Below are 24036 nucleotides of genomic sequence, written 5' to 3' on the forward strand. Positions count from 1 at the left end.
CGCGCGTCCGGCGTGCTTTGGCGCTATTTGCTCGCCGTGGGTTTGCCCACCGTGCAGGCTTCCTGGGCGTAGGCCAGCGCTTCCTGCAACTGCTTCTTCAGCTTGCGCGATTGCGGCGCGTCGCGTACCACGCCGGCCCGGTCGCCGGTCAGGCCGCCCAGATTGGCGAAAGTCTGCGCTTCGGAATAGTCCGCATAGCTCATCTTTTCCGCCAACTTGTCGGCGCTGCACACGCAGGAATACATGGTGTCGTAATTCTGCGCGCCCTTTTTCTGCATGCACTGGAACACGTATTCCACCCGCGCCTGGGTCGGGTAGTCGTTCTTCGCCCAGTTTTCCGTGTTGGCGTCCACCGGCTTGGCCTGCTGGCCGGCGCAACCGCCGAGCAAGCCGGCCAGCAGCGCGGCGGCCAAGGGGATCAGGGAAAGTTTGTGCTTGTTCATCGTCGATGTCGCTCTTCGTATCAGCCATGGGGTCAATCCCGAATCTTAGACCAGACCCGGCCGGCCGCGCAATGCGGCCGGCTGGTCGAAAGGGGCTCATGCAACGGCAAACACGCGTTTTCGCCGCTCGGCATGGTTGAATTCGGAACGAAGCCCTGATATCATTTACCAATCGTTTGGGCCATTAGCTCAGTTGGTAGAGCAGCGGACTCTTAATCCGGTGGTCCAAGGTTCGAATCCTTGATGGCCCACCAAACAAAACAAAGGCTTAGCTTCGGCTAGGCCTTTTTTTTTTGCGCGTTAGTGTCCGATTTGTGCCGCGTTTATTTTTTGTGTGGCGCTGGCTGGGGTTGTTTTTGATTCGCTGATTGCAAGAAAAGTGTACGGCGGCGCGACATTTGGCACTATTTCGCGCGACGTTTGGCACAGCCGTTAGAGTCCTTACCAGGTAATCGCGGCGACTTGGTCCGCTGTGGTTACCGTTGCGGCGTTCAGCGCCGCCAGGCGAGCCCGTAAACGTGCGCGGCACTCTACGATATGCGCGTACACGGTGTCGCCCACCTGGATCACTTGAGCGGCGGTGTGCGGCCTTGCGTCCCACACGCCGGCGCCGTCGCAGCACGTGATTACATGCGGGGCGCCGGCCTCGCCGTGCAGCACGGCTCTCGTATAGGTGGCCGTGAGGTTAGCCTGATCCGGCGCCTCCGGCGAATTCTGCGTCGGGTAGCGGTGCATGTTGCCCAGCGCCGCACAATCCACTCCGCCAGTAATCGCAGTCCGGCAATCCAGGCTTAACTCCTTCTCCTTCTCGGATTTCAACTCGCCGACGGTCTTTGCCGGCTCCGACAACATGGCGTTTTGCGGCGGCGCGATCCCCAGCTCCTCGATTTCGTGCTTACTGCGATCCGGCAGCCAGTAGACCAGCCCACGGTAGTCATCGACCAGCGACCAGCCGTCGTCGTTGCTGAAAATAGCCGCCTTGTTTTGCGGAACGTCCGGCGGCGCCTGTAGCGTGGCGTTTGCCGGAACGATGTACTCAGGCGGCCCCGGCTCAGGCTGAATGGGGGCCGGTTTTGCGTTGGAGACCGATAGAAACTCCCCGGTCTCGCCGTCGTAGTGGTACAGGAATACGTCCATTATTGCCTCCTCTTCAGTACGTGATTACGAACGTCGCCGCCACGTTCTTGACGCGGGTTTCGTTGCCGGAGCCGGCGTATTCCGTATTCCAGTTGGAGCCAGGGAACCCGATGGCATAGTACGAAGCGCTCCCGCCACCGCCCAGCGCCCACGCGCCACTTCCGTGCGCGTGGGATGGCATGGCGTCCCCCTGATAGCTGCCCATCGCTCGGCTAGGGTCGTTGCCGGCGCCCATGTCCAGGCCGCGCAAATGCCGGCCGCGAGTATCCGGCACCTGGAACGTCGACAAATCAAGCGCGCAGCCCCACGGTGCACAAATGCCGGTATGCGCGCCGGCTTGCGTGCCGCTCGTATTGATGGCGGCGCCGCCGGGCGTTGCTGACACCTGGAATGTATTGGCGGTGATCGACGCCGGGACGACGTAGTAAACGGTATTCACAGCCAAGCCGGTCGGAAGCGCACCGGTCGTCGAGAATTTGACCGGGTAGTTTCCTCCCAAGTTGTGTCCGGTCCACGTCACTACGCCGGGCGACGCAACGCTGATCGTAACCGCCGCCGATTTAACCAACGCCGCGAACAGCTGCGCATAACTGGCGGCGCTGTAGCTCGCGCCGTCGCATAGCAGCGTGTACGGCGGTGGTGTATGACCGGCGTAGGGGAGCAGCAGCCCAGCGGGCAACACGCGGGATATCGGCACCCGACGCGGCGCCCCGGCGCTCGCGTCGTGCATCAACAGGCTATCGGCCGTCGGGTCGGGATCGGCGCATACCGTCGCCCCACTGATGACGCTTGCCGCCAGCTTCGGCGTCGACACGCTCCCATCGGCGATTTGGCTGGTTACGGCCCCGACTATCAACACCGGACCCGATAGCGAAATCGTCCACGCGGCCGCCGACCCGCTACCGTTGATGGTCGTCACATTGACCGTCATCGACCCCGTGCCGCCGTTGTAGGCGGTGATGTCGCCATGCATCCACGTGCCGGGCGCAGCGGTTGCCGCGACCTTCACCGACTGCCCGACAACCCAGGCCTTCCCGGTCTGCGTCGTGAAGGTCTGCGGCCCCAGCGCCACGTTGAGCGAATTGGTGCTGGTCCCATTGCTGCCGGGAGCGTTGACAGCCGACACGGCGCTGGATGCGGCAGACCCGGCCATGGCCACGGTTTGTTGCATGGCCGCGAGCAGATAACTTTCGTAGCCGCCATTGTTCATGTCGCGGCTGCTGGAGCCGTCGTCGGAGTAGGTATTACCGTCGCCGCCGAGAGCGACTGGGAAATTAACAGCCGTCATGCCAGTAGCTCCTTTATTTCGTAGCCGATGGAATAGTTGTTGATGTACGGCACTTCGATGGGACTGAGTTGGCGCATGCGCCCCAGGAACGACCGCCGCAGCTTGTGGTTGGCGTCGTCCGCATCCCAGACGAACAGCACCTCGCCATGCACACCGCACAGCCGTTGCATATCCAGCGCGCCGGCCATCGCCTCCGATTCGTCCAGCCACTTCAAGGTGAATTTCGCGACGCGGTACCCGCGCAGCACGTTGAAAAACTCCGCGCCGGACGGCGACTCCTCCACGGTCGTGCGCGGCTCATAGCCGATGGATGCGCCGTACGCCATATTGAGAGCCGGCTGGAATATCTCACCGATAAACAGCCGCCCGATTTGAAGATATCCGGCACCGTTGGCGCTGTCGTCGAGTTCGATCAGCCAATAGCGCGCCGCGATGTTCGTCGGGAACACGTGGATCAGGTGCCAGGTGTCGCTACCCAAGTCGCCCGGCGTATAACGGCCGCCCCAAAAACGCGGGTCGCCCCACGGCACGCTGCCATAGCTGTATATGCGAGGCCACGCGTCCACCCATCCGGTATCGACGCCCGGCGCGGAGAAATCGGTCGGCGATTGCCCGCCCCGAATGCGATACTTCGCCGAGGTGCCGAGGTTATGACCGACCAGCGCCACGCTGCGGACCAACCGGCTGGTAGCCAACGCCGCCACGAATTGCGTACTGGCCGTCGCGGCGTTGGTTGTGCGCGCCACCCTGGCGATCTGCCGATTTTGCAAATTCGCCAACGGCAGCTGCGCGGTCCAACTGCCGCCGCTCAAAACGCACTCGTCCGCCCGGTTCGGCCACCCCAGGATCACGTTAGCCATGGCCTATCCCCATAACGTCAGTTCCAGGCGGTTAGTGCGGTAATCGGTCGTGACACCGATAACCCTGAATAGCTTGCCGCCGGTTAGACCAAACCGGTTATGGGTCAACGACACGACCGCGCCCAGATCGATGGCGGAACAAAGCGCCGGCGACGCCTCGACCTTGCAGCGGTAGACCTCCCGATCCACGGCATAGAGGGCCAACAGCCGCGCGGCCTCGGTGTCGGCGTCGGCGGACGCTACCAGCAGGGTGTCGCGGGTCAGTTCGCCGGCCAACTTATGCTTGGCCTTCACGCTGCTGTTCTCGGCTTTCGACACGCGGGTGCCTTCGGTCAACCACGCCTTTCGGGCATCGCCCACCGACCCGGCCAGGTCGGACGACTGCGGCGTCCAGTTGCGTGCATGGTTGACGATGGCGCGCCAGATCGGCAGCGCCGTCCCATCGCTGGCGGTGACCCGTTCCAGACCGATCGTATCGTGCTGATCCAATGCGCCGGCGGGCGTACCCGCCGGCGCGTCCAGGCGGCCCATGCGCAAGCGCCCCGAGCGGTCGAAGCCGTACCAAGCGCCCACGCTGGCGGCCACCGCATCCATGATCTGCACGGCGGTACTGGTATCGCTGACCCACACGCCGACCGCCGCACTGTTGAGTGCATCCAGCGCCGCCACATCGGCGGCGACGATGTCGCCGGCAGCAATACCGGCGTCCAGCGCGATCTGCTTCAGCAGCTGCGCCGCCGTACGGTTACCCGCCGCCGCGCCCTGGGTCACGTCCGCCGTGATCTGCCCGGCAGGCGACGATCCCAGCCGAAAATAGCCGCCCGCCGGCCAAACGCGGAAATTGCCGGCGGCCGGCGCATTGCTTTCCATATCCGACTGGCTGGAATAGTCCGCGCCCTTGGTGAGAGCGGCGCCGCGGTCGTATACCGCGTCCACGCTTTTGCAGCTTCCCGTTTCATAAATCAATCGCGAGGTGTTAACCAGCGGCGGCGACACGTTAAACACTGAGCCATAGGCGCGCGGCTTCGGCTGCCCCTTGATATTGTCCGCCGTGCCTTCCAGCCCGTTCGGCAGGCTGTTGTTGCCCGCGTAGAGGGTTTGCAGCACGGGCTTATCCAGCTCGGCCAGCCGATCCCGCAGACGGATGATGACTTCGGTGGCAGTGAACTCGGCCGATTCCATGGTGCCGGTGAACGCTACCGTCCAGCCGGAAGGGTACGGCGCGCCGCGCGGGCCGGTCAGCACCACCAGCGGCTGGCCGTCGAAGCCATAGCCGGCCAGTGCGTCCAGTGCGCCGTCGTTATTGATGAGCGTAATCTCGCCGTAGCCGATCCGGCTGGCGCCGCTGGTGGTCCGGTCGGAGAATAGATTGCGGGCGAGGCTGCCAGGCTGGCGCAGCCGGGGATCGTAGAACGCGTTGGGGGGCGTTTCGCCGGGCGCGGTGATATGGCCTTCCGTACCATATCGCAGCACGGTGGTCGTGCCGGCGCCATCGATGGCGGCGGTAATCTCGGCCAAGTAAACGTGATCGGCCATCAGCCCGCCGCCTCGCGCCGCTGGCGCGTATCGATGCTGGCGGTGTTGGCGTCCACCGAAGCCAGCCGTTTTTCCAATGCCTGCATGCCGGCGGACAGCACCCGCACCATGGCCTTCAACTCGGCCGTTTGAGCCCGCAACTCGGCGACCGTCTCGCCCCCGCCGTCCCCGTTTAGCGCCGCGCGCGTTTGCTCGGCGGTGTACACACGGCCGGGCGATGTGAAATTCACGACCTCCGGCCCGTTTTCGCCGACAATCGCCCAGCCGCTGGCTAGCCCGCCCGCCGCGAACTGCGGCAACCTGGCCGTGTAACTGCTATCCACCATTTGCAGCCCGGAGACGACGCTGTCGTGGGCGGCCGAGTAACCCGCGCTGCTGGCGTAATACGCCCGCGCTTGCTCAAGATACGTCTGCGCCTTGCCGGCCAGTTCGCCGATGGCGGTAACGTCCCCCGCCTGAGCCTTAAGCAGCGTCGCACCATAATCGCCCTGAGCATTGCGGAATATCTGTTCCGGCGACAGCGTGCTTAAACTGCCGGAGTCCAGCCCCGCGAGGAATTGGCGGATACCGCCCAGCACGTTGTTCACCAGGCTGTCCTTGGCCTTGGAAAACGCGACCTCTACCTCACCAACGGAAATGCCCAGCGCCGCCGCGCCATCGCGCATTTCGGAGAACCGGAGGCTTAACGCTTCCATCTGCCGCCCGATATCCGCCGGGCGTCCGGCCAACTGGTCCAGCTGGTCGAGGAATTGATTTCGCAGATTGCGCTGCGCGGCCGTAAAGGCGGCGTCCACTTCCGACAGCGGAATCCCAAGGGCCGCCGCGCCTCTACGCAAGTCTTCGAATTTCAGCGCGAGCGCTTCCATCTGCCGCCCCATGTCGGCGGGCCGGCCGGCGAACTGGTCCAACTGGTCGAGGAATTGATTTCGCAGATTGCGCTGCGCGGCCGTAAAGGCGGCGTCCACTTCCGACAGCGGAATCCCAAGAGCCGCCGCCCCCTGGCGCAAATCGTCGAATCGCTGGGTCAGCGCCTCCATCTGCCGCCCCACGTCGGCCGGCCGGCCGGCCAACTGGTCCAGCTGATCTCGGAACTGATTTTGCAGCCCGTGTATTGCCGCCTGGCGCTTCTTCTCGAACTCGGCCTGGTCGAACCCCAGCTGCACCGCGTGGGGAATCAATGCATCGATTTGGGAGTTGATCTTGCCCAGATCGGTTTCCCATTGCGTCACCGGATGCAAAAAGTTTTTCACCTGCCCGATGAATGCCAACTCGCCCTTCAACTGCTCCCAGGTGCCCGACTGAAGAATGGCGTTTTTCGTGTAAATGTCCGGCGCTCGGTCTACCCGGTGTTTCGCCAGCGCCAGCGCGAAATCCTCGCCGAGCTTAGCTAAGTCGACCTTCTTCAATTTGAATCGGTTCGACTTGAAAAACGCCTCGTTACCGTCAAGCCCGGTGACCTGGCCTTTGGTTCCGACGATCTTCGACAGCACGTCGAATTCGCCGGGGTTGTAGCCCAGCGTCGCGTTGAAGGCGTTGATGGCGTTGGCGCCGGTGTTGGAGGCCAGCGAGATAGCGCCTTTCTTGCTGCCGCCGTATTTGGAATCGGCGGCCAGGACTTCGCCGGGATTGGTAGAGCCGTCGAAGTGGACGCGGGCGCTGCTTTGCGGCGGCTTCGGCTTGCCGGCGCCGAGAGCCTGGGCGATCGCCAGACCGATCAATGCGATCCATCCAGCGATGGGGATAGCGGCCAGCCCTACGGTCAGTGCCGCATAGGCCGCCGCGCCGGCGCCGATCGCACTGGCGCTATTCAGCGCGCCGCCGGCGATGTTGCCATGGGAAAAATCTTTGTAGGCGTTATAGGCGCCGTATCCTGCTCCGACCACACCCGCCGCACCGGCCAGCGTACTGGCGCCGCCCGCCGCCGCGCCGGCGGCCGCACTGCCGGCGCCGGACGAAGCCGTATACGCCGACGTTACCGCGCCGCTGGCCTGTACGCCCGCCGCCTGCGTAGCGCCCACCGCGCCGGCCGACGAACCGCCCAACCACCCGCTGACGGTACTGCCCGCGCTGTTCAGCGCTTGCGTGCCCCAGCCGGTGGCGTTATTGACCAGCGACCCGATGCTCGCGATATTGCCGATGGTGCCCATCCCGCCACCGCCGGACGACACCATCGGCGAACCGCCGCCGGCGTCCGACACCACGCTGCCCAGCGCCGATCCGGCGACATTGCCCACGATCCCCGAGAGCCCATTGCCGAACAGGCCGGACACGCTATTCCCCAGCGCACTACCGACCACATTGCTGACCACGCCGCTCACCGCCTGCGAAATGCCGTTAGCAATCGGACGGATGACCGGCTCCAGGATTAACGTTTTGAAAAGGGCTTTTAACGTGTCCTTTAGGTTCTGGCCGAAGCTTTTCCCCTTTTCAAATCCGGCCATCAGGGCATTGATCAACCCCTGCTCGATGGCCTGCGAGGTTTGCTTCCAGTCATCCTGGGCCTTCCTGGCCGCATCCGCCGCCGCGCCGGAAATCGCCGACCAGGATGAGCGTATTTTCGATACCTCCTCGGCGATGGCGTCAGCGCCGGCCCCCTTGTCCTGCATCTCGCGGGTAACGTCGGCGATTTTTTTGCGCAGCGCCAGCTCGCTCTCCAACGCATCGCCCACCACACCGCTTTGCATCAGCGCCATGCGCTGCTGGTCCAGTGCTACGCTGTCCTCGATGGAGCCGTTGAGCTGTTTGACGTACTTGTCCAGCTCTTGCGCCTGGCGCGCGTCGAAGGCCTGCCCGGCGGCATCGCGTAACCGGTTCCAGTATTCCGGCTGTGCCTTCAGTTGCTCGATCTGCTGGGCCGTTAACCCAATGATCGCTTTCTGCTCGGCCTCGTAAACCGCCGCCTCGCGAGCGCTCAAACCTACCGCGCCGGCTTCTTTGGTATAGCCTGCAACGATGTCGTTGATTTTTTCGGAGAGGGTTTGCGCGGCCGTGGCGGCTTTGTTGCTGGTGGAGAGCCCTGCCTTTTCCTGTTCCTCGCGCACCTTGTTTTGCGCGATAGCGCGGGCCTGCTCCTCGGTATAGCCATGCTCGGCCATTTGCTGCTTGGCCAGAATATCGACCAGCGCCTGGGTGTTGTGGGTGCGGCGCGCGTGGGCTTCGTCGGCGGCCAGCGTGGCCTTGGCCATTGCCAGTTCGGCACCGGCCAGCTTCTGGGTGCCTTGGGCGGCGCGCTCGGTCGCGGCATGCAGCTGCTCATAGGTTTGCAGCGCGCCGGCCATGGCCTGTTGGGTATTTTGCAAGCCGACTGCGCGGTTGAATGCGGCGCCTGGCGAAAACGAATCGCTCGCACCCACGTTGAACGATCCGGCGGACAACGACCCGGCGAGATTGACGGAGGCGATATCGGGCACCGAATCATTGAACCGCGAACCGGACCCGCCGATGCGCCGGAACAGCGCGGACTGCTCGGCCTGCAACTGAGCGACCCGTTTTTCGTTGGGGCCTCCCGAAAGGCCCAGCGCATTGGCCTCGGCCAACCGGCCCTGGGCCGCTTCCAGCGGCGTCTTGTCCAGCTCCTTATTCAGCGCCGCCAGGGCGCCCGCCAGCGCCTCAACGCCGGCCTTGATCGGCAGCGTGTCGGCCATCCGCGCTTTCAGCAAATCCCACTCGGTGCCGATGCGGTTGATGTTGTTTTGGATGCCGTCGAAGCGGGCGTTGGCGTAGGTTTTATCCAGCTCGGCGGCGAACCGGGGAAGGAAGTCCGTTGCAACGACTTGCCCCTGCTCCAGCATCTTTTGCAGTTCGGCGGTGGACACGCCCATGGCGCGGGCAGCGATTTGGAACGCACCGGGCAGGCGTTCGCCGAGCTGACCGCGCAGCTCTTCCGCCTGGACGTTGCCCTTGCTCATCATCTGGCCGATGGCCAGCAGCGCGCCGCTGGTGTCTTCGCTGGATAGGCCCAGCGCGGCCGACGCTTTGGCAACGGCCGTAAAAATCTGCTGGGTTTTTTCGCCTTGCAGCTCGGTTCCCTGAGCTGCGGCAGTGAGTTTTACATAGCCATCGGCGGTACTAACCAGCCCTATCCCTAGCCGCTTCGCCGTGTCCTGCACAAATGCCATTTGCGCGGCAGATGCGCCGGCGGAGCCGGTGACGCTGGTTAGCGCCTTGTCGATTTTGTCGAATTGAGTAGCGGTTTGTAGCAGCGCGTTGCCGCCACCGATCACCGCAAAAAATAACGTCCCGGCGGCTGCCGCTTTGCTAAGCCAGCCGGCAAGTCCGGCGGCGCCCTGTGCCGCGCCGACGGCGGACACCTCCATCCTGGCCAGGGCGGCCGACCCTTGTTGTCCGGCTCGGCTGTATGCGTCCATCGCCCGGCTGGCGTCGGCACCGAGCTTCGCCCATGTCGACGACAGTGCAGCCGTGGCGGCGGCCTGCGCCCTAGTCCTTGCTTCCAGCAGGACGAGAGACTGGCTTCCCGCCGTACCCGAGGCGCCCAGGCGATCCATCGCCCGGCTGGCATCCGTCCCCAGCCGCGTCATGTCGCCGCCGGTTCGCTTGGCCGCGTCGCCGAGCTTATTCAGCCCGCCGGCCGCATCGCCGCCGGCCTTCGCCCCGGCCGCGCCCAGCTTAGCCAGATCGCCCTCGGTTACGCGCACCTCGGCCCGCGCCTGTTGGGCGTTGGCCGAAATGGTAATGCCGAGTTTGATGTCGCCGCTCATGAGCCTGTTTTAGGTTGGTCGGAACACAACCGGTTCCTCTACGATTTGTTCAGCACTTCCAGCGCGGCTTCCTCCATGATCTGCACGCTGTTGAAAACCGCCGCCGCTTTAACGCCACGATGCCCGTGCGCACGAATGACCGTGGCCACGCCCGGATAATCCAATCCGTCGAACGTCACCACCGCGCCGGACGGGCCGGCCGCCACGGTGCGGCGCCATTGCGTATGGCAAGCGCTAAACACCGCGACCGTCGCTGCGTTTTCCGGCCACGGCTCCGGCCGGTTGCAATCGTCGCAATCGTCGTCCTCGCCGCGCGCCTTGCGGCAGGCCCGGCAGTATTCCGGCCCGCCGCCGCAGAGCCACTCGGCGAGGTCTACGAGTTTTTTCTCGCGGCCTCGCCGTTATGTGCTTGCCAGAAGGCCTCCACGATGCGGGCGGTGGCCATGGGATAAGCGTTCAACACCGCGCGCAGGTTGTCGCGGGTGAACTCCGTGTCGCCATCTACGTCAACGTCCTTCCAATTCGTAGCGATTTTCAGGATGTAGTCCGTGTCGCGCTCCAGCGCTTCCTCTTGGGAGATGGGCGCGTCGTCCGGTCCGGGCGTGGCGTCATCGCGCAGCGTGGCCAATTCCTCGCGGCTGAATCGGCGGAACTGCATCTGGATGGCGCTGTGCTCGACTCGACCGCCGTCGACGGCCTGGGGAATTCGGACGGGCCAGAGGAACGAATCGGTAGTGCGGGTGGTTTTGAGCATGGGAATCTCCGGTTTGAGAAAACAGGGATGAGTCGCCCTCACCCCAAACCCCTGAGGGCGTTCGTTAGATGGTTGCGACGGCGTTCTTCAGCGTGATCTGGAACGCCGTAGTTGTGTTGACGCGATAGGCCTTGAACGACAGCGTAATCAGGATGCCCTTCGGCCCCTGGATGCCGGGGCTTTTGCGCTGGTAGTCCAGGTTCTGCACGAAGAACTCGATGCTTTCGTTGCCGGCGGAGCCGTCCGCCGTACCGCGGCTTAAGGTGATCTTGAGGCTGGACGCCGTGCGGTTGATGGCCTTGTTCAGCAGCGTGGGGTCTTCGAACAACGCCGTGATTTCGCCCGTCACCGTGCTGAACTGCTCCGGCAACGCGCGCCGTTTCCCTTGGCCGCCGACGACGTAGACGGACTCGTCCAGGCCGTTGTCCAGATTGATCTTGGCCGCCGTCACCACGGCGATGGCCGCGCCGCCTTCCTGAATGCTGGCCTCGAACGCGGAAAACGAGGTGTGTCCGTAATCGGTAATGGAGGCGTCCAACGGCGCGGAGGCCAGCGTGGAGCTGGCGCCGACGATGGCGAACTGGGCCTTGGGGAAACCCTCGGATGGCAAATCCAGCGCGAGACTCTTGACGCGGCAACCGTTGAATTTCTCATAACGGCCGGTGCCGGAGATGTTCGCGCCGAAATCCTTTTCCAGCGTCATCCCCACCGGCAGATCGCCCAGGGTGATGGTGTGCACATACGGCCCGGTGCCGGTGGTGGTGTGCTGCCCGAGTGCATGCTTGAGCAGCGTGCCGATGCTCTCCGCGCCGATTTCCATATCCACGTTGCCGCTCACCGTGATATTGCCCTGCACGGGCCGGGCGCGTTCGCGCAATCCGGTGATCGTCTCCGAATCCATCAGGTTCTGATCGGACGACAAGTCCGCGCTGACGAAATACAGTTTTTTGCCGTCCGGCGTACCGGGATCGGTGCCGTAGGTGGTTTCCTCGAACAGCGTGAGGGCCGCTTGCGAGCCGCGTGCCTGGGGCATGGGAGAACTCCTAAACCGGCGAGGGATTCGCCTTTGCCGACAGTTTAGGGAGGGGCTATGCGACGGTTAACCCGGACGGCGTTCCGGTGTTACCAAAAAAGAAAGCCCCCGCGAGTGGGGGGCGAGTTCGGCTGCTTCGGAGAGAGAGCGCGACCGGTCCTTCCGTGGCGTAGGCGTCATGGGGTAATGCTATTCGCCGCCGGCGGGATCGCCGCTCGACGGCAGGTCGGACATACTGGCCTCTTCGCTATGCTCGTCGGGCACAGCGGGCGGTGGCTCAACTTCCACAAACCCTTTGCAGTCGATCAGCCGCGCTCCTTCGGCTGCGTCCACCTCGTATACCTGGCCGGCCCGATAGGTGCCGCAGGCAATGACGCCAGGGGCGTCCAAGCGGACGAAACGGGTTTGCTGGGTGTCTTTTTTAGCCACTGATGGCTCCCTTGATGGAATGGTTGGTTTTGTACTCGTCGGCCCACAGCAGCCATCCGTCGCCGGCATGGACCAATTGACCGCCCGCATAGGTCAGCGGGTCATAGCCCGCCGCCGGTCGCCAGCCCAGCAACGCCGGATCGACCGACGCGCGCAGGGAGTCCAGTGCAGCCAGGCCGGCGGCGCCCGTAGCGTCCGCCACATTGCGCACCGCCACCAGCACCGAGAAGCGGGATTCCACATCCTGCTTGATCTGGCCAATGGTTTCGTTGTTGCCCGCCTTTTCCCTCGGCGCCAACAGCCAAGCGCTGTGCGAGACTTTCGCGTCCTGTATGGCGGCGGGGAGACTGGCGGCCACGGCGACGCGATTTTGCAGGGACGGTACTTGCGACTTGAGGCGACTGACGATGGGGGCGAGTTGCATAGCCTTACCGCTTGTCCCGACTGAAAACGCTGCCGGCGGACTCGATCTGCGCCGTATTGGCGACGGTCGGCGCGCTGGCGCCGTCCGTGCCCAGGCTCAGCTCGCCCTTGGCAATGCTGCGCAGCATCGCCACAGCGTCGTCATAGCGTTTGGTTACCTGCTCGGCCGCCGCCTGGTCGTACAGTCGATAGCGGGCGATGTCGCAGGCGATGCGCACCAACACCGACGGCACGCTGGCCAGCGGCAACTGATAGCGCCCGGACAGGTAGCCGTCGATTTCGGCCGCCGCATCGCCGATGGCCTGGCCGAGCACGGTGTCGTCGATGATGCCCAGGCTGGCCCGGTCGGTGAGCTGGATCAGCTCGGCCTCACCGTAGCGGTCGATCAGGTCTTGCTTGACGGCGTAGGCCACGGCTTAGACCTCGGCAGCGATTTCGATATCTTCCACCACCAACATCGGTTCGGCCCTGAGCGCGGCGATCTCTTCCTTGCTGAAGTTGGCGGCGGGCAGTTCGATGGGCGCGGTTGACCAGTTCCAGCCGGCGCGGCGGAAGCCTTCCCGCTTGGCGGTGACGCGCAGGCCGGGAGCTTTTTCGGCGGCCTTGGGTTTGGGGTCTTTCTGTTCTGCCATGATCGTGTCCTGTGGGTTCGTGCTTACCCGGCGCGGATCAGCGCGCCAGGCCTGCCTATCGTCGAAGGGTTATTAGGTCGTGCCGTCGGAACCGAAGGCCAGCTGCCAGAAGCCGTATCCGCCAGCCGCGCGGGCCTCGGCGCCGAACTTGAACATCTTGCGGGTGAACACGTCGTCGGCTTGCGGGTCGGTCTGCTGCACGAATACCGGCGCCTTGCGCTCCTGGTACAAGAAGGGCTTCACCGGTTTGGTGGTATCCAACAGGAACCAGGCGGTGTCGGAACTCAGACGAGCGTCCACCACTACGGTGGCCGTTCCCTTGTAGGGGTTCGGCTTGCCGTCTTCCAGGCGGTCCACGGTCATCAGGGCGTTGGCGGTGTCTTCCAGAGCGGGCGGGACCAACAGAATGTTGGGCGTGATGTTCAGCGGGCGGCCTTCGTCGTCCTTGAACTTCTTCATGGCCGTGCGATAGGCGCCATAGCTGGCCTGGGCCGCCGCCAGGGTGGCCGCGCTCAGCGCCTTGGTGCCCTTGTTGGCGACGCTGGCCCCGGCTACCAGATGATCGGTATCGAAGAAGTATTGACCGTCGAAGCAGGGCGACGTAAAGCCGTTGTTGACCAAGTCGAAGACGATCTCGTCCGGCAGCTGGGCGGCGGAGAAGCCGGCCATCTGCGCCTGGGGACCGTAAATCCCCAAGTTGTCGTCCTCCATATCGTTGCGGTTGACCTCGACGGTGGCCTCCCAGTCGTCGTTGACGATGGTATAGGTGAAGCCCGCCAGGGATTTGATGGCCTTTTCGCCGATCCACTTGCGCATCCTCGGGAAGGTGGACAGCCACTTGTAATCGTTCTGGCCGGAGGTAGACGGCACCTTCATGGCGATCTTCTGCCACTGGCCGGTCGTCGCGCTGAACGCGTTGTTGAACGTCGTCTTGAGGCTGATGAACAGGGTGTTCAGGTTATCCCGGTTCACGATCAGCCCGGCCAGGGCTATGTTGGGGGCGATCAGTTCGCCCGAATCCGGCGACATGTGCCAGTCGGGGACGGCGCCGAAGCCAGCGATGGCGAAAAGGCTGGCGGCGAAGAGTAGCAGCAGCGTGACGGACTTCTTCATGGTGTGATCCTGTTTAGGAGGTTGATCTTGGCCGGGTCTGTTTAGTAAACCCAGACGCCGTCGCTATCCACGCCGACCACGATGCCGGCGGCGGAGCGCGTGTTGGTGCCGTTGGTGGCGGCCACGGTCTGGTCGTCGACGATGTAGCAGGTCTTGCCCAGGCTGGCCTGGGTGACGGCGTCGGCGCCGGAGTTCAGCCACTTGAACGCCTTGCGGCGGCGGACTTTCACGGTCTTGGCACCGTCGGCGCCGGTGTTGTTGACGTTCTCCTCGGCACGGCCCAGGTAGGTCAGCGTGGTGGAGGTGGCGCCGGGGGTGGCGTAGCCGGTGGCATTGGCGGCCACCAGGGCGCCGGCGTAGATGTGGACGGCGGTGGCGACGGGAACCTGGATCAGTTCGCCGTCCTTCATGGGGGTGTCGCGGTCGGCTGCAAGTGCCATGGGATTCTCCCTAAGTGGTTAACGCGATGGGGTTAAGCCTGGGCGGCCAGGGTTGCCTGGTAGTCCTCGGCGGAGATACCCAGCTGGGAACAAATCGCCAGCTGGTCGGCGCTCAGCGCGTCGGCCTTGCCTTCGGGCGGCTTGCCGCCGGTTTGCGTGCCGGTCAGAGCGGCGATGGGCTGGGCCACGTCCAGGTAAGCCGTGAGCGCCGCCAAGGGCTGGGCGCGCCAGTAGGCCTCCTGGGCCGCCAGGATGCGGCCGTCGGACAACGCCGCCGTCATCAACCGGTCGCGCTCGCCGCCTTCCACTTTCGCGGTGAGCGCGGCCAGTTCGTTTTGCACCTGGGCGTGCTGTTCCATGGGCACGTACTTGGCCGGGTCCGGGCTGGCGCTCTTGAGGGCAGCGATCTCGGCGGACTGGGCGTTGAACACGCCGAGCAGGCCGGAAGCGGCGGCCTCTGCGGGCGCGTTGGCGATGATGGCCTTCATCTTGTCGATCTGGGCCAGCACTTCTTGTTTGGTGCTCGTCAGCGGTAGGTTGAGCAGGTAGCAAAGCGCCTGCATCAAATCATCAGCGTCCATAGCGGTCTCCGGGGTTGAAGTGGAAAGGGCGGCGGTGGCGGCGGCAACGGCGGCCATGCCGTCGATGGCCGGGTTATTGGTCAAGGCGACGATCAACAGCTCCAGCGGGGCGCCGGTGGTGCGGTCGTAGCGGAACACGGGGGACAGGTAGCGGTATTCGCCGGCGGCGATCATGGCGGCGGCGCGCTCGGTCCATTCGCAGGTCGTCGCCCATAGGCCGTCGGCGCGCCATTCCAAGCTGGCGGCGGCGATCCAACCGGCGGCCGGGGCCGGCTGGCCGTTTTGCGCGGCCAGCAGGGTCTGGTGCTCGTAGTCCACCACCAGCGGGTTGATGCGCTGGGCGGCCAGGGCGATCAACGCGGCGGCGGCCTGGTCGTTCAGGGTCCACGGCCCGGCGCCGGCCAGGGCGCCGCGCGGCGCGTCGAAGGTGCCGGCGGGAAAAATCTGAATAGCGCCGTCCACCTGCTGCAACGCGACGGTGCAGACAGCTACGGGGGAAGCGGCTTGGGATTTAGTTTTTGCCATGGGCCGCATTCTGGGGATGCGGCGCGGCGGGGTTAACCCGGAAGGGGTTCCGGTGCCGATGATGGAGGGTAGCGATGCCGTCCGGGGAGAATCCCCTCATGGCATATAACGAGTCTGGCGTTAAACCCGCGTTAAAACGCCCGTCAGTCGATTTTCCCGTTTTGCCCGGCCCGCTTGCCGCGCCTTGATGACATAGCCGGCGTCACGGCCGTCTAAGGGAAGAATCATGCAGCAGGCGTGGACAGATACGTCTGCACGATTTCCAGCACCTCTCGCTCGTCGGCATCGGAGATGCCCAGGAACGGTCTCGCCGGGATGTTGCCCCAGGGGATGGGGAAGCCTTTCTGCGTGCCGGCGCTGCCCTGGAACGTCCCCAGGCCGTGCTTCCTGACGCGGCCGATCTGCGAATAGCGGCCGAACTCGCCCATCTTGGCGCCGAACTGCTGGGTGGCGGCGTATTCCATGGGCGAGCCGATTTCCACGGCGTCGTCGCCGATCAACTGCCAATCAATGGTATCCATCAAGTTGCCGGTCTCGCCGGTCAACGGCCGTGTGCCTTTCTTGCGGGCCAGGGTTGTTGGACGATTCGCTTCCCACGGGGTTCCATCCGGCGCCGTGGTGGTTTCGAAGCGGCGCTTGGTGGAATCCGCCAAGGCTTCGCCGATCTGCTTCAACGCCGGCGCCATATTCGTGGCGCGGCGCTCCAGCTCGCGGAGCGCCTCTTGCACCTGGCGGTTGTCGATCTCTATGCTGATCATGGCTTATACTTTATGCAGGCCGTCCGCGAACGGTGAATCTCCCCGCCGTAGGTGTTCCCGCAAGGGAAAACAGACCGGAAGTGGGAAACCGGGAGTCCCACCCGGACGGCTTCACCACTCATCCTTCAGAATTTCCCCGCCCGCGCGCGTTACCTTCCGTAGCTGGCTTGCCGCGTCGGATTCGTTGCTGCGCCGGAACGATTTCAAGAAAACCGCCTTGCCGCTCTTGGTCCGTTGCAGAATGGCAACGTACACCTTGCTGCCCCGGTGAATGAATAGGGTGTATTCGTCCTGATCGCGCAAGATGCGCTGCGCTTCTTCGATGGTCGTCTGGGCCTTGGCGTATTCAGCGGCGGTAAAGTCCTGCCCCTGGCGGGACACCGCTTGCTTGGCCAGGTCGTAATCCGACAGCGTTACCGTGGCTGTCGTGGCGCCTAAAAGCGCCTTGGCGTCGTCGTCGAGTACGGCCACGGGGAACCGCTCGCCTTTTGCGGCCACAGCCCGCGCCGCCTCCTGCTTGGCCGAACGGCCCGTGTATTTGTCCGCTTCCGCCAACGCCGCCTGGACGATGCGGTTATGCCAATGGGTGAAAACCTCGCTGTTGACCAGCGCCTGGGTATTCGCCCGCGCCAATTGCCACGGCGCCGCGTCCTGTTTGTCGATGACCGCCCTCAGCAAATGGGCGATGGACTGGCCGGGCGCATAGTCCCAGCCGTAGTCCACGCCGCGGGGAATGCTGTGCACCTCGCCCCAGCGGTCCACCTTCTCCCAGGTGCCGTCATCCGGCGCAGTATCGCGCCCCGGCGTTGACTCCGCCACGGCGGTGACGCGGCAGCGGCAGCCCCAGCCGCAGGGCGGGAAATGCGCCAGCCACCAGGGATCGTCATGGCGCAGCGTTAACCCGGACCAGGCCACGTGCAACGGCCTGGGATGCGTCACCGTGTCGTTGTGGACGTATTTCCAATAGGGCCGGCTTTTCAGCAAGTCCGGGTCGTTCAGCTGCGCCCAGCGGCCGGCGGCATAGCTGGCGGACATGTTGGTCTTGTAGATCACGCGGGTGCGCCAGTCGCGCTCGCCCTTGTAGGCCCAGCCGTGCTTTTCGACGATGCCGTCGAACTGCTCCCGGAACCACTGGATGCTCTTGCCCTCGCTGATGGCCCGGTCCACGGCGCCGCGCAGGTCGGCCAACAGGTCCGCCTTCATGGCGCCGGCGACGACGAAGGAGCGGTCGTGCTGGGCCTGGAGGATATCGTCGTAATGGCGGGTGGGCAGGTCGAGCTTTTGCTGGAAAAAGGCGATCTGTTCTTGGAACGGCAGATTGAACGGCCCGTCGCCCCGCGCGTTGAAGCCCGCTCCATCCTGCCCGAGCTTTAACGGCATTATTCGCCCCGCGATACGTCAAACCGCCCGGCCAGGTCGGCGCAGGCGAAGGCGGTTTGCAGCACCTTGGTCAAGTCTTCGGACGGCAGGTCGCCATACAGCCCCAGCAGATCGTCGCGTAACGCCGCCAGGCTTTCGGCGCCGTCCACCGCCTGGCGGATGCGGTCCAGCATGGCCTTGAGCGGATCGGCGGCGCCGGTTTGCAGCTGCTCGGACAGGGCCGTCACCGGCGTAGGATCGCCATCGACCTCGGTTGTGGGCGCGGCCGACAGCGCGGCCGTGGCGGTGGCCGTGTCTTGCGGTGGTTTAGGCTGAGCGGTGCCCGGCGCTTGCAGCACCGCCTCGCCGTCTTTTGGCTGCGGAATCTTCAGCCGGCTGTGCGCCCAATTCGTCGGGATTTGCATGATCGGCGCCAGCTTTGGCAAGGCGTCGGCGAACAGTGACAAATCTTCCGCTTCGGAGGTGTCGAAGACGAAGCGCGGGCAGCGGCGCAGGGTGACGGGGCGCCGGCTGTTCAGTTGCAGCAGCGGGAACACCAGGTCGCGGGTGAGGCTGGCGGCGATCTGCGGCGCGTCCGAGGAGGTGAGCTTTTGCAGGGCGTCGGCGTGGACACGCCCCAGGGCATTGGTGCTGCTCTTGCCGTCCGCCTGGCTGTTGAGCGTGCCGCCGGTGATGAGCTTGGACGCGGTCTTGTCGCAATACTCCACCATGGCCATGAACGGGTCCGCGTTGCCCTCGGCGGCGGCCTCGAAGGCGATCTCCATGCCCTCGGGGATGATGCCGCCGGCGTTGTGGCCGATGGACATGATGGCGTTCAGCAGCGTGCGCTTTTCTTCCTCGCTGGCGCCGCTGCGGTATTTGCCCAGCCGCATCGGAATGCCGAAGATTTCCAACAACTCCGCCAAGTCGCCCAGCGCGTACTGCTTCAGCAGGAAGGTCACTGCCAACGCTCGGAACAGGCCGCGCCGCGCCAGCATGCCCGGCTTGGCCTGATGGCGGTGGACGATCCAGCCGAAGGGCTGCAAGGTGTCGCCGGCCACCGCTTGGCCGTCCGGCCAGCTCTGTACGTTGGTGGAGCGCAGCAGTAGGGTCTTGCGATCCGGCGCCACCACAAACCAGTCGTGGGGCTGGAGGTCCAGCGATACCGGCAACCATTGGCCCTCGCTGTTGTCCCACTCGATTTCCGCGCAAGCGAAGCCGTGGCCGATGCCGGTGGCGAGGTTCGCCAGCAATTGCGGGAAGCCCGGCAGCTGCTCGATCAACGCCTTGGCCAGGGCCGCGTCGGCCTCTTCGTCCGCGCTGGCGTCCGCCGGCGGTTGAATATCCCAGTCCAGGGCCGGGATGGGCAGGATGCGCTTGGCCATTTCGCTGGCGATGTGGCCGTCCTGTTCCTCCATGTCGGCAAACAGCTCGCTCTGCGCCTGGATGTCGCCGCGCTCGGCTTCGTCCAGTATCTGCTTGAGACGGGCCGGCGTCAGCCTGCGGCCGGGATGGTCGGCCCATTGCCGTTGCAGCCAAGCGGTGCGAGCAGTCTGCGGCGCCTGGATGTCGGCGGTTTTGATGGGGTTGCCGTGTTGGTCGAGGATGGCCATGGTTAGTATCGGCGGCTGTAGTCGGGAAGGTCGTCATGACGGCCGCCACTACCAGCAGAGCCGTGGCGACCGGGGAGCGCGGTGAATTCGATAGCGCCAAAGCCCGACACCGCCGCCATCCACAGCATATGCAGCGCGTCCGGGCCGTCGTCGTGATCCGCTTTAGGGAAGTGGCGCAGCTGCTCGATGAGGGTGTGTTGGCTGGGGTGCAGGCGGATCAGGCCGTTGACCATGTGCGGTTGCAGGCTTTCGATGCGCAGCAGCTTGTCGGTGCTGGGCGTGACGGCGCGGGCGGGTACCGGGATGCCGCGGGCGGCGGAGCGCTTGACCAGCTCGGAGCGTAGGAACTCCTGGAACTGCACGGTTTCCACCACCCACAACAGGCAGTGGTATTCGGCCTGGAAGGCGATCACGTCTTCGATGATGCGGTCCGGCAAGCGCTTGCGGATGGCGGCCTCCACCACGTCCAGGACACCGGTCTGGCGGTTGAAGCCGCCCACCAGCAGGGCCGAAGGGTCGCGGCTGGCGCCGTGCTTGCCCAGGGACGGGTCGCAGGCGCCGTAGAACACCCATTCGGCCAGGCGGTTGACCCAGAAGGTGATGGCCTTGGCGAAGGGCGCGTCGTCGTCGGACAGCGGGTCGTTTTGCAGCTCGGAGTCGAAGGAAGCGTGGCCATCGCGGGCGCGGATCTTCATCAGCGCCACCAGCGGGCGGCCGGCGGGCCAGCTGACCTCGCTGCCCTGGAGCATTTCCTTCTCGCGCAGGGTGTAGAACTCGTCGGCGTCCGGCTCGCCACGGGCGAGCAGGATTTCTTCCCAGCGGTCCCATAGGTCCATGCGGGCGGGCCAGGCGATCACCGCTTTGAACTTGGCCGACTTCCACAGCGGGTTTTTCAGCAGCCGCGCCAGCACCGAGTCGTAGTGCAGCACGGTGCCGATGATGATGACGTCGAACTTGTCGCCGGCGCCGCCCAGTTTCAACACCGCCTTGGTCAGCCAGGCTTGCAGCTTGTCGCGCTGTTCCGGCGTGCGCACGTTGTCGTCGTTTTCCAGGTCGTCGCCGATAAACAGGTCCGGCCGGTAAGGGCCGTGGCGGCGGCCACGGATGCGCTTGCCGCTGCCGACCGCCTCCACTTTGGCGTTGTTCTTGGTGACGATGACGCCTGCCTGCCACACGCGGCCTTGCCCCGCGACTTCCGGGAAGTCCAGACTTAAGCGCGGGTTGAACTCCAGCTCGGCCTTGATGGCCTCCAACATGATGGCGGCCTGGTCGAAGGCGTCCATGCCGATGATGGGATAGCGCTTGCGGCCGGTGGCGACGCACCACAGCAGGAACAGCTGGCTGGTGATGGTGGACTTCGCCTCGCCGCGCGGCGCCGCGATGGCGTCGGTCTCGGCCTTGCCGGAATCGGCGATCTCGGGGAGGCGCGCGTACAGGTAGTCGTGCAGCCGGCTGTTGGGCTTTTTGACGTAGTGCGGGAAGTAGGTGCGCGCGAAAAACTCGAAATTTTTAACGGCCGTCTCGCGCCTGGCCAAGCTGGCGGACGGATCCGCATCGAAGCCGTCGCACTCGGCTTCGATGCGCTGGCGGAAGCTGTCCGTGAATTGGGACAGCTCTTTCAGGAAGGTCTTGGCGGAGGTTTTAGCGACCACGTGCCAACTCCTCGGCCGCCTCGCGCAACGCTTGCGCTTCCCAGGAAGCGGGGTTGCGGAGTTCGGCCAACGCCTGGACTTCGTCGGCGCAACGCTGCCGCTCATCGGCACGATAGGCGGCCAGCAGCTGGTTGATCCCGCAGCCTTCGAACCAGGCGACCGACCACCAGCCCCAAATGAAGCGGCGCATGGGACCGTAATGCTCGCGCTTGGGCCGCCAGCGAAACGGCGGCGCCCATTCGAACAGGATGATGCCCGAGCGAAGGTTAGCCACGTTCCGACTCCTCACCGAACTGATAGCGAAGCGTCTTGTACATTGACCTATCGGCCCACTCGGGGCTGACAAGCGTCACGAATGCCGCCAACTGATAGCACAAGAAACCTTCGATCCGCTTGCGTAGCCCTGACGCCTGCGCCCATTTGCTGGTTGGTTTACCCACGCGCCAACTCCTCCCCAAACGGTTGCAGCAGCTCGGCGAAGGCCGCGACGTGCTGCGGGTAGTGGACGCGGACGAACTCGGCCAGCTTTTTCAGGGTGTCCATGCGCACGGCCAGGGCGTCGGTTTCCGGCATCATGCGGCGCATGGACGCCACCAGCTTGGCGCTGGCGTCGGCGCTGCTGCCCAGCAGCTGCACCTTGACGGCCGGTGCCATTTCCTCGTCGGCCTCGATGGCCTGGATGGTGGCCTGCACCTGGCGGATCATCACCGCCAGCGTTTGCCGCAGCACCTCTTCCACGCTGCCGCCGGCCAAAAGCTGCGCGCCGCGCGCCTTGTCCCAGTCGTCGCCGGCCGCCGCTGCTTCGGTTTTCCAGCGCCGGGCCGTGGCCTCCGATACTTTTTTCGCCTTGGCGGCGGCGGGCAGCGCCAGCCCCTCATAGATGTAGGCTTTGCGTACCGCGCTGACGACGGTTTTGTCGTGGGCCATCTACGCCCCCGGCCCCGGCTTGCCCACGCCCGGCACTTCGCTGTTGCCGGTGGCCACGTCCTGGCCGCGCTCGGTCAACTCCACCACGTCGTGGTTGTGCCAGCGCGCAAGGCGGGTTTCCACTAGCCACGCGCATTCGCACCGCAGCAGGTCGAGGCTGCACGGATAGCCGATGTCGTCCAGGTGCGCGCGCAAATCGGCCACCGGCAGCCTGTAGCGTGGCGCCAGGGTTAACGCGATGAGGATGGCCAGACGGCGGTTTCGTTCGGCCAGCTTTTGGGCGGCGCTCGTAGTCATTTTCTATTGCCGTTGATAATCGCGGTGTGGATCGATTTCAGCAGGTCGTTGCTGGAGTCCAGTTTGCCGATGACCTCGCCCAGCTCGCGGCTCACGTCGCCGATCTGGTTGGTCAGGTTGATGGTGGTCTGGTTGATGCGTTCGTGTAGGTCGGAAATGTGCTTCTCTTTCGGCGCGCTATGGAATTGGCCCTCGATTTCTGATTGGCGGTTGCGCAACCCACCCATATCGTCTTCCGCTTTGGCTATCCGCCTATCGAGCCGGTCCAGTCCGCGAACGACCGGCCAATAAAACGCCACGGCCAGCACCGTGGCCCCCTTCCAAATCACGTCCACCCAAAATGCCGCGTCTAAATCGCCCATACGTCCTCGCTTGTTATTCCGTCAGTTGATATTCCATGGCGCAATCCAAACACCGCACCGCCCGAGGGTTGGCCTGCAAAATCTCCGGCTGCACCGGGTCGAAACACTCCCGGCAGATGACGCCGATGGCGTCATGCAACTGGGACTGGTCCGGCTCGGTGCTGTCGCGCAGGCGTTGCAGGCAGGCCAGGCGTTCGGCTTCGGTTACTACCAACCGCGTACCTCGTAGCGGCTACGGCGGCGCTTGCTCTTACTGCGGCGGATCACCGGCATGCCTGCCGGCGGCGCCGGATTGGCCATCAGCAGCATCATGCTCGGCACGGCCAGGCCGGCGAACAGCGAGCCCAAATGACGTAGGGGCGACGCCCGCATCAACGCACCCGATCCGGCAACAGCCCGGTGGCGCCGGCGCCGGCGAACGCCATGGCGACGGCAGTAACGGCGTCCGACTGCTCCGGCGAAAACGCGAACAGGCCGAATGCTGCCCCCAATTGAATCAATGCGCGGTACGTGCTGGCCTCGCGCAGCCGGGCGGCAATGAAATCGCTCATCGGTCGTACTCCTCAAAACGCGCGCCGTTGCGGCGCAATTTGTCGATGTATTGCTGGTTCTCCCAGCGTCCGTTACCCGTGCGGCGCGGCGTGCCGGCGTTGTAGGCCGCTGCCACGCCTTGCCAACCGAACCCCGATAGAAACCGCTCGCGCAGCCGTTCAAGCAGCAGGCAGCCGCAGTACAGGCCCCACACGCCGTTGAGCTGCTCGAACGGGCCGCGAAACCCCCGCTCCCGCGCCACGGCGCCCATCACTTGCATCGGCCCCCAGGAGGTGCGCTGGCCGCGCCATTCGCCGGCGCGGGCCGCCGCGTCCGGCGCTTGGGGGTAGAAATCGGCCGGCGGCATCGCGGACGCCGCTTCGTCGGTTGTCAGCCGGCGGAACGGCTTACCGGTGAGCGGATCGACGATCCAGCGGTAGACCGGCTCGTAACGGGTGGCAGCCATATCGCCGCTGGATTCGGTAAGGACAAACGCCCTCAGCAGGCTTTCCGGGATGTGATGCGTGGCCGCTTTGACGCGGATGGCGTCGGCGAGTTGCTGGCTGATGCCTGACATGACGGCCCCTGTCTGGTGGATGGCTGCGCGATTCGGTAGCCGACAGGA

At 64.7% G+C, this 24036-nt stretch carries 27 protein-coding genes, 1 tRNA gene and 1 pseudogene; 1 reads left to right on the plus strand and 28 read right to left on the minus strand.

The genetic code is table 11. From position 1 onward, the window contains the following. Positions 1–23 precede the first annotated feature (23 nt). Positions 24–443: a hypothetical protein gene (locus K5607_RS04740; protein WP_054773221.1), complete on the minus strand. Its 420-nt coding sequence runs from the start codon at positions 441–443 to the stop codon at positions 24–26. A 178-nt stretch (positions 444–621) separates the two neighbouring features. On the opposite strand from K5607_RS04740, the gene K5607_RS04745 reads away from it, so the two are divergent. Next, a tRNA-Lys gene (locus K5607_RS04745) sits at positions 622–697 on the plus strand. A gap of 187 nt (positions 698–884) precedes the next feature. Here K5607_RS04745 and K5607_RS04750 read toward each other — a convergent pair. The 27 genes and pseudogenes from K5607_RS04750 to K5607_RS04880 all read right to left on the minus strand — a co-directional run bounded on the left by K5607_RS04750 (position 885) and on the right by K5607_RS04880 (position 23988). Next, complete coding sequence (locus tag K5607_RS04750) at positions 885–1580, minus strand: DUF4376 domain-containing protein (RefSeq protein WP_054773222.1); 696 nt, start codon at positions 1578–1580, stop codon at positions 885–887. 13 nt (positions 1581–1593) lie between these two features. After that, complete coding sequence (locus tag K5607_RS04755) at positions 1594–2868, minus strand: phage tail protein (protein WP_054773223.1); 1275 nt, start codon at positions 2866–2868, stop codon at positions 1594–1596. Beyond that, positions 2865–3728, minus strand: coding sequence for a hypothetical protein (locus K5607_RS04760; RefSeq protein WP_054773224.1), 864 nt, complete (start codon positions 3726–3728; stop codon positions 2865–2867). The genes K5607_RS04755 and K5607_RS04760 overlap by 4 nt, the downstream gene beginning before the upstream one ends. A gap of 3 nt (positions 3729–3731) precedes the next feature. Beyond that, positions 3732–5264, minus strand: a complete 1533-nt coding sequence (locus K5607_RS04765) for a hypothetical protein (protein ID WP_221048358.1) — start codon at positions 5262–5264, stop codon at positions 3732–3734. Next, positions 5264–9982 (minus strand): tape measure protein, encoded by a 4719-nt coding sequence (locus K5607_RS04770; RefSeq protein ID WP_221048359.1) that lies wholly within the window; start codon positions 9980–9982, stop codon positions 5264–5266. Before K5607_RS04770 ends, K5607_RS04765 begins: the two co-directional genes overlap by 1 nt. Before the next feature lie 38 nt (positions 9983–10020). Then, positions 10021–10248, minus strand: a pseudogene (locus K5607_RS04775) (DUF1799 domain-containing protein); the annotation flags it as partial. 107 nt (positions 10249–10355) lie between these two features. Further along, positions 10356–10736 (minus strand): phage tail assembly chaperone, encoded by a 381-nt coding sequence (locus K5607_RS04780; RefSeq protein ID WP_054774683.1) that lies wholly within the window; start codon positions 10734–10736, stop codon positions 10356–10358. Positions 10737–10800: 64 nt separating this feature from the next. Next, complete coding sequence (locus K5607_RS04785; protein ID WP_054774684.1) at positions 10801–11769, minus strand: phage tail tube protein; 969 nt, start codon at positions 11767–11769, stop codon at positions 10801–10803. 189 nt (positions 11770–11958) lie between these two features. Further along, on the minus strand, positions 11959–12198 hold the full coding sequence (locus tag K5607_RS04790; RefSeq protein ID WP_054774685.1) for a hypothetical protein: 240 nt from the start codon (positions 12196–12198) through the stop codon (positions 11959–11961). After that, entirely contained in the window at positions 12191–12622 is a 432-nt protein-coding gene (locus K5607_RS04795; RefSeq protein ID WP_221048360.1) for a phage tail terminator protein, read from the minus strand. Before K5607_RS04795 ends, K5607_RS04790 begins: the two co-directional genes overlap by 8 nt. A 4-nt stretch (positions 12623–12626) precedes the next feature. After that, a complete protein-coding gene (locus tag K5607_RS04800; RefSeq protein ID WP_054774474.1) occupies positions 12627–13034 on the minus strand; it encodes a gp436 family protein in 408 nt (135 codons plus the stop codon). Between the two features lie 3 nt (positions 13035–13037). Beyond that, a complete protein-coding gene (locus K5607_RS04805; protein WP_221048361.1) occupies positions 13038–13253 on the minus strand; it encodes an HI1506-related protein in 216 nt (71 codons plus the stop codon). A gap of 72 nt (positions 13254–13325) precedes the next feature. Further along, positions 13326–14366, minus strand: coding sequence for a Mu-like prophage major head subunit gpT family protein (locus tag K5607_RS04810; RefSeq protein WP_221048362.1), 1041 nt, complete (start codon positions 14364–14366; stop codon positions 13326–13328). Positions 14367–14407: 41 nt separating this feature from the next. Beyond that, entirely contained in the window at positions 14408–14806 is a 399-nt protein-coding gene (locus tag K5607_RS04815) for a hypothetical protein (protein WP_054774473.1), read from the minus strand. Between the two features lie 32 nt (positions 14807–14838). Beyond that, complete coding sequence (locus K5607_RS04820) at positions 14839–15912, minus strand: phage protease (protein ID WP_221048363.1); 1074 nt, start codon at positions 15910–15912, stop codon at positions 14839–14841. A 224-nt stretch (positions 15913–16136) separates the two neighbouring features. Next, a complete protein-coding gene (locus K5607_RS04825) occupies positions 16137–16670 on the minus strand; it encodes a phage virion morphogenesis protein (protein WP_221048364.1) in 534 nt (177 codons plus the stop codon). A 111-nt stretch (positions 16671–16781) separates the two neighbouring features. Then, on the minus strand, positions 16782–18050 hold the full coding sequence (locus K5607_RS04830; RefSeq protein ID WP_054774666.1) for a phage head morphogenesis protein: 1269 nt from the start codon (positions 18048–18050) through the stop codon (positions 16782–16784). Continuing rightward, entirely contained in the window at positions 18050–19642 is a 1593-nt protein-coding gene (locus tag K5607_RS04835; RefSeq protein ID WP_221048365.1) for a DUF935 domain-containing protein, read from the minus strand. Before K5607_RS04835 ends, K5607_RS04830 begins: the two co-directional genes overlap by 1 nt. Positions 19643–19644: 2 nt before the next feature. Continuing rightward, on the minus strand, positions 19645–21294 hold the full coding sequence (terL, locus tag K5607_RS04840; RefSeq protein WP_246598955.1) for a phage terminase large subunit: 1650 nt from the start codon (positions 21292–21294) through the stop codon (positions 19645–19647). After that, complete coding sequence (locus tag K5607_RS04845; RefSeq protein ID WP_221048367.1) at positions 21284–21568, minus strand: hypothetical protein; 285 nt, start codon at positions 21566–21568, stop codon at positions 21284–21286. Before K5607_RS04845 ends, terL begins: the two co-directional genes overlap by 11 nt. A 158-nt stretch (positions 21569–21726) precedes the next feature. Then, complete coding sequence (locus K5607_RS04850) at positions 21727–22221, minus strand: DUF1804 family protein (protein ID WP_221048368.1); 495 nt, start codon at positions 22219–22221, stop codon at positions 21727–21729. Further along, the gene (locus tag K5607_RS04855) at positions 22222–22518 is read right to left on the minus strand and encodes a hypothetical protein (RefSeq protein WP_054774886.1); all 297 of its coding nucleotides are present in this window, start codon (positions 22516–22518) and stop codon (positions 22222–22224) included. Then, positions 22515–22880, minus strand: coding sequence for a hypothetical protein (locus K5607_RS04860; RefSeq protein ID WP_221048369.1), 366 nt, complete (start codon positions 22878–22880; stop codon positions 22515–22517). Before K5607_RS04860 ends, K5607_RS04855 begins: the two co-directional genes overlap by 4 nt. Before the next feature lie 13 nt (positions 22881–22893). After that, positions 22894–23094, minus strand: a complete 201-nt coding sequence (locus tag K5607_RS04865; RefSeq protein ID WP_054774884.1) for a hypothetical protein — start codon at positions 23092–23094, stop codon at positions 22894–22896. After that, entirely contained in the window at positions 23088–23252 is a 165-nt protein-coding gene (locus tag K5607_RS04870) for a hypothetical protein (RefSeq protein WP_221048370.1), read from the minus strand. The genes K5607_RS04865 and K5607_RS04870 overlap by 7 nt, the downstream gene beginning before the upstream one ends. Beyond that, complete coding sequence (locus K5607_RS04875; protein ID WP_221048371.1) at positions 23252–23431, minus strand: hypothetical protein; 180 nt, start codon at positions 23429–23431, stop codon at positions 23252–23254. The genes K5607_RS04870 and K5607_RS04875 overlap by 1 nt, the downstream gene beginning before the upstream one ends. Then, positions 23428–23988, minus strand: coding sequence for a lysozyme family protein (locus tag K5607_RS04880; protein WP_221048372.1), 561 nt, complete (start codon positions 23986–23988; stop codon positions 23428–23430). The genes K5607_RS04875 and K5607_RS04880 overlap by 4 nt, the downstream gene beginning before the upstream one ends. Positions 23989–24036: the final 48 nt, after the last annotated feature.

This window comes from Methylogaea oryzae (assembly GCF_019669985.1).
Classification (GTDB): Bacteria; Pseudomonadota; Gammaproteobacteria; order Methylococcales; family Methylococcaceae; genus Methylogaea; species Methylogaea oryzae.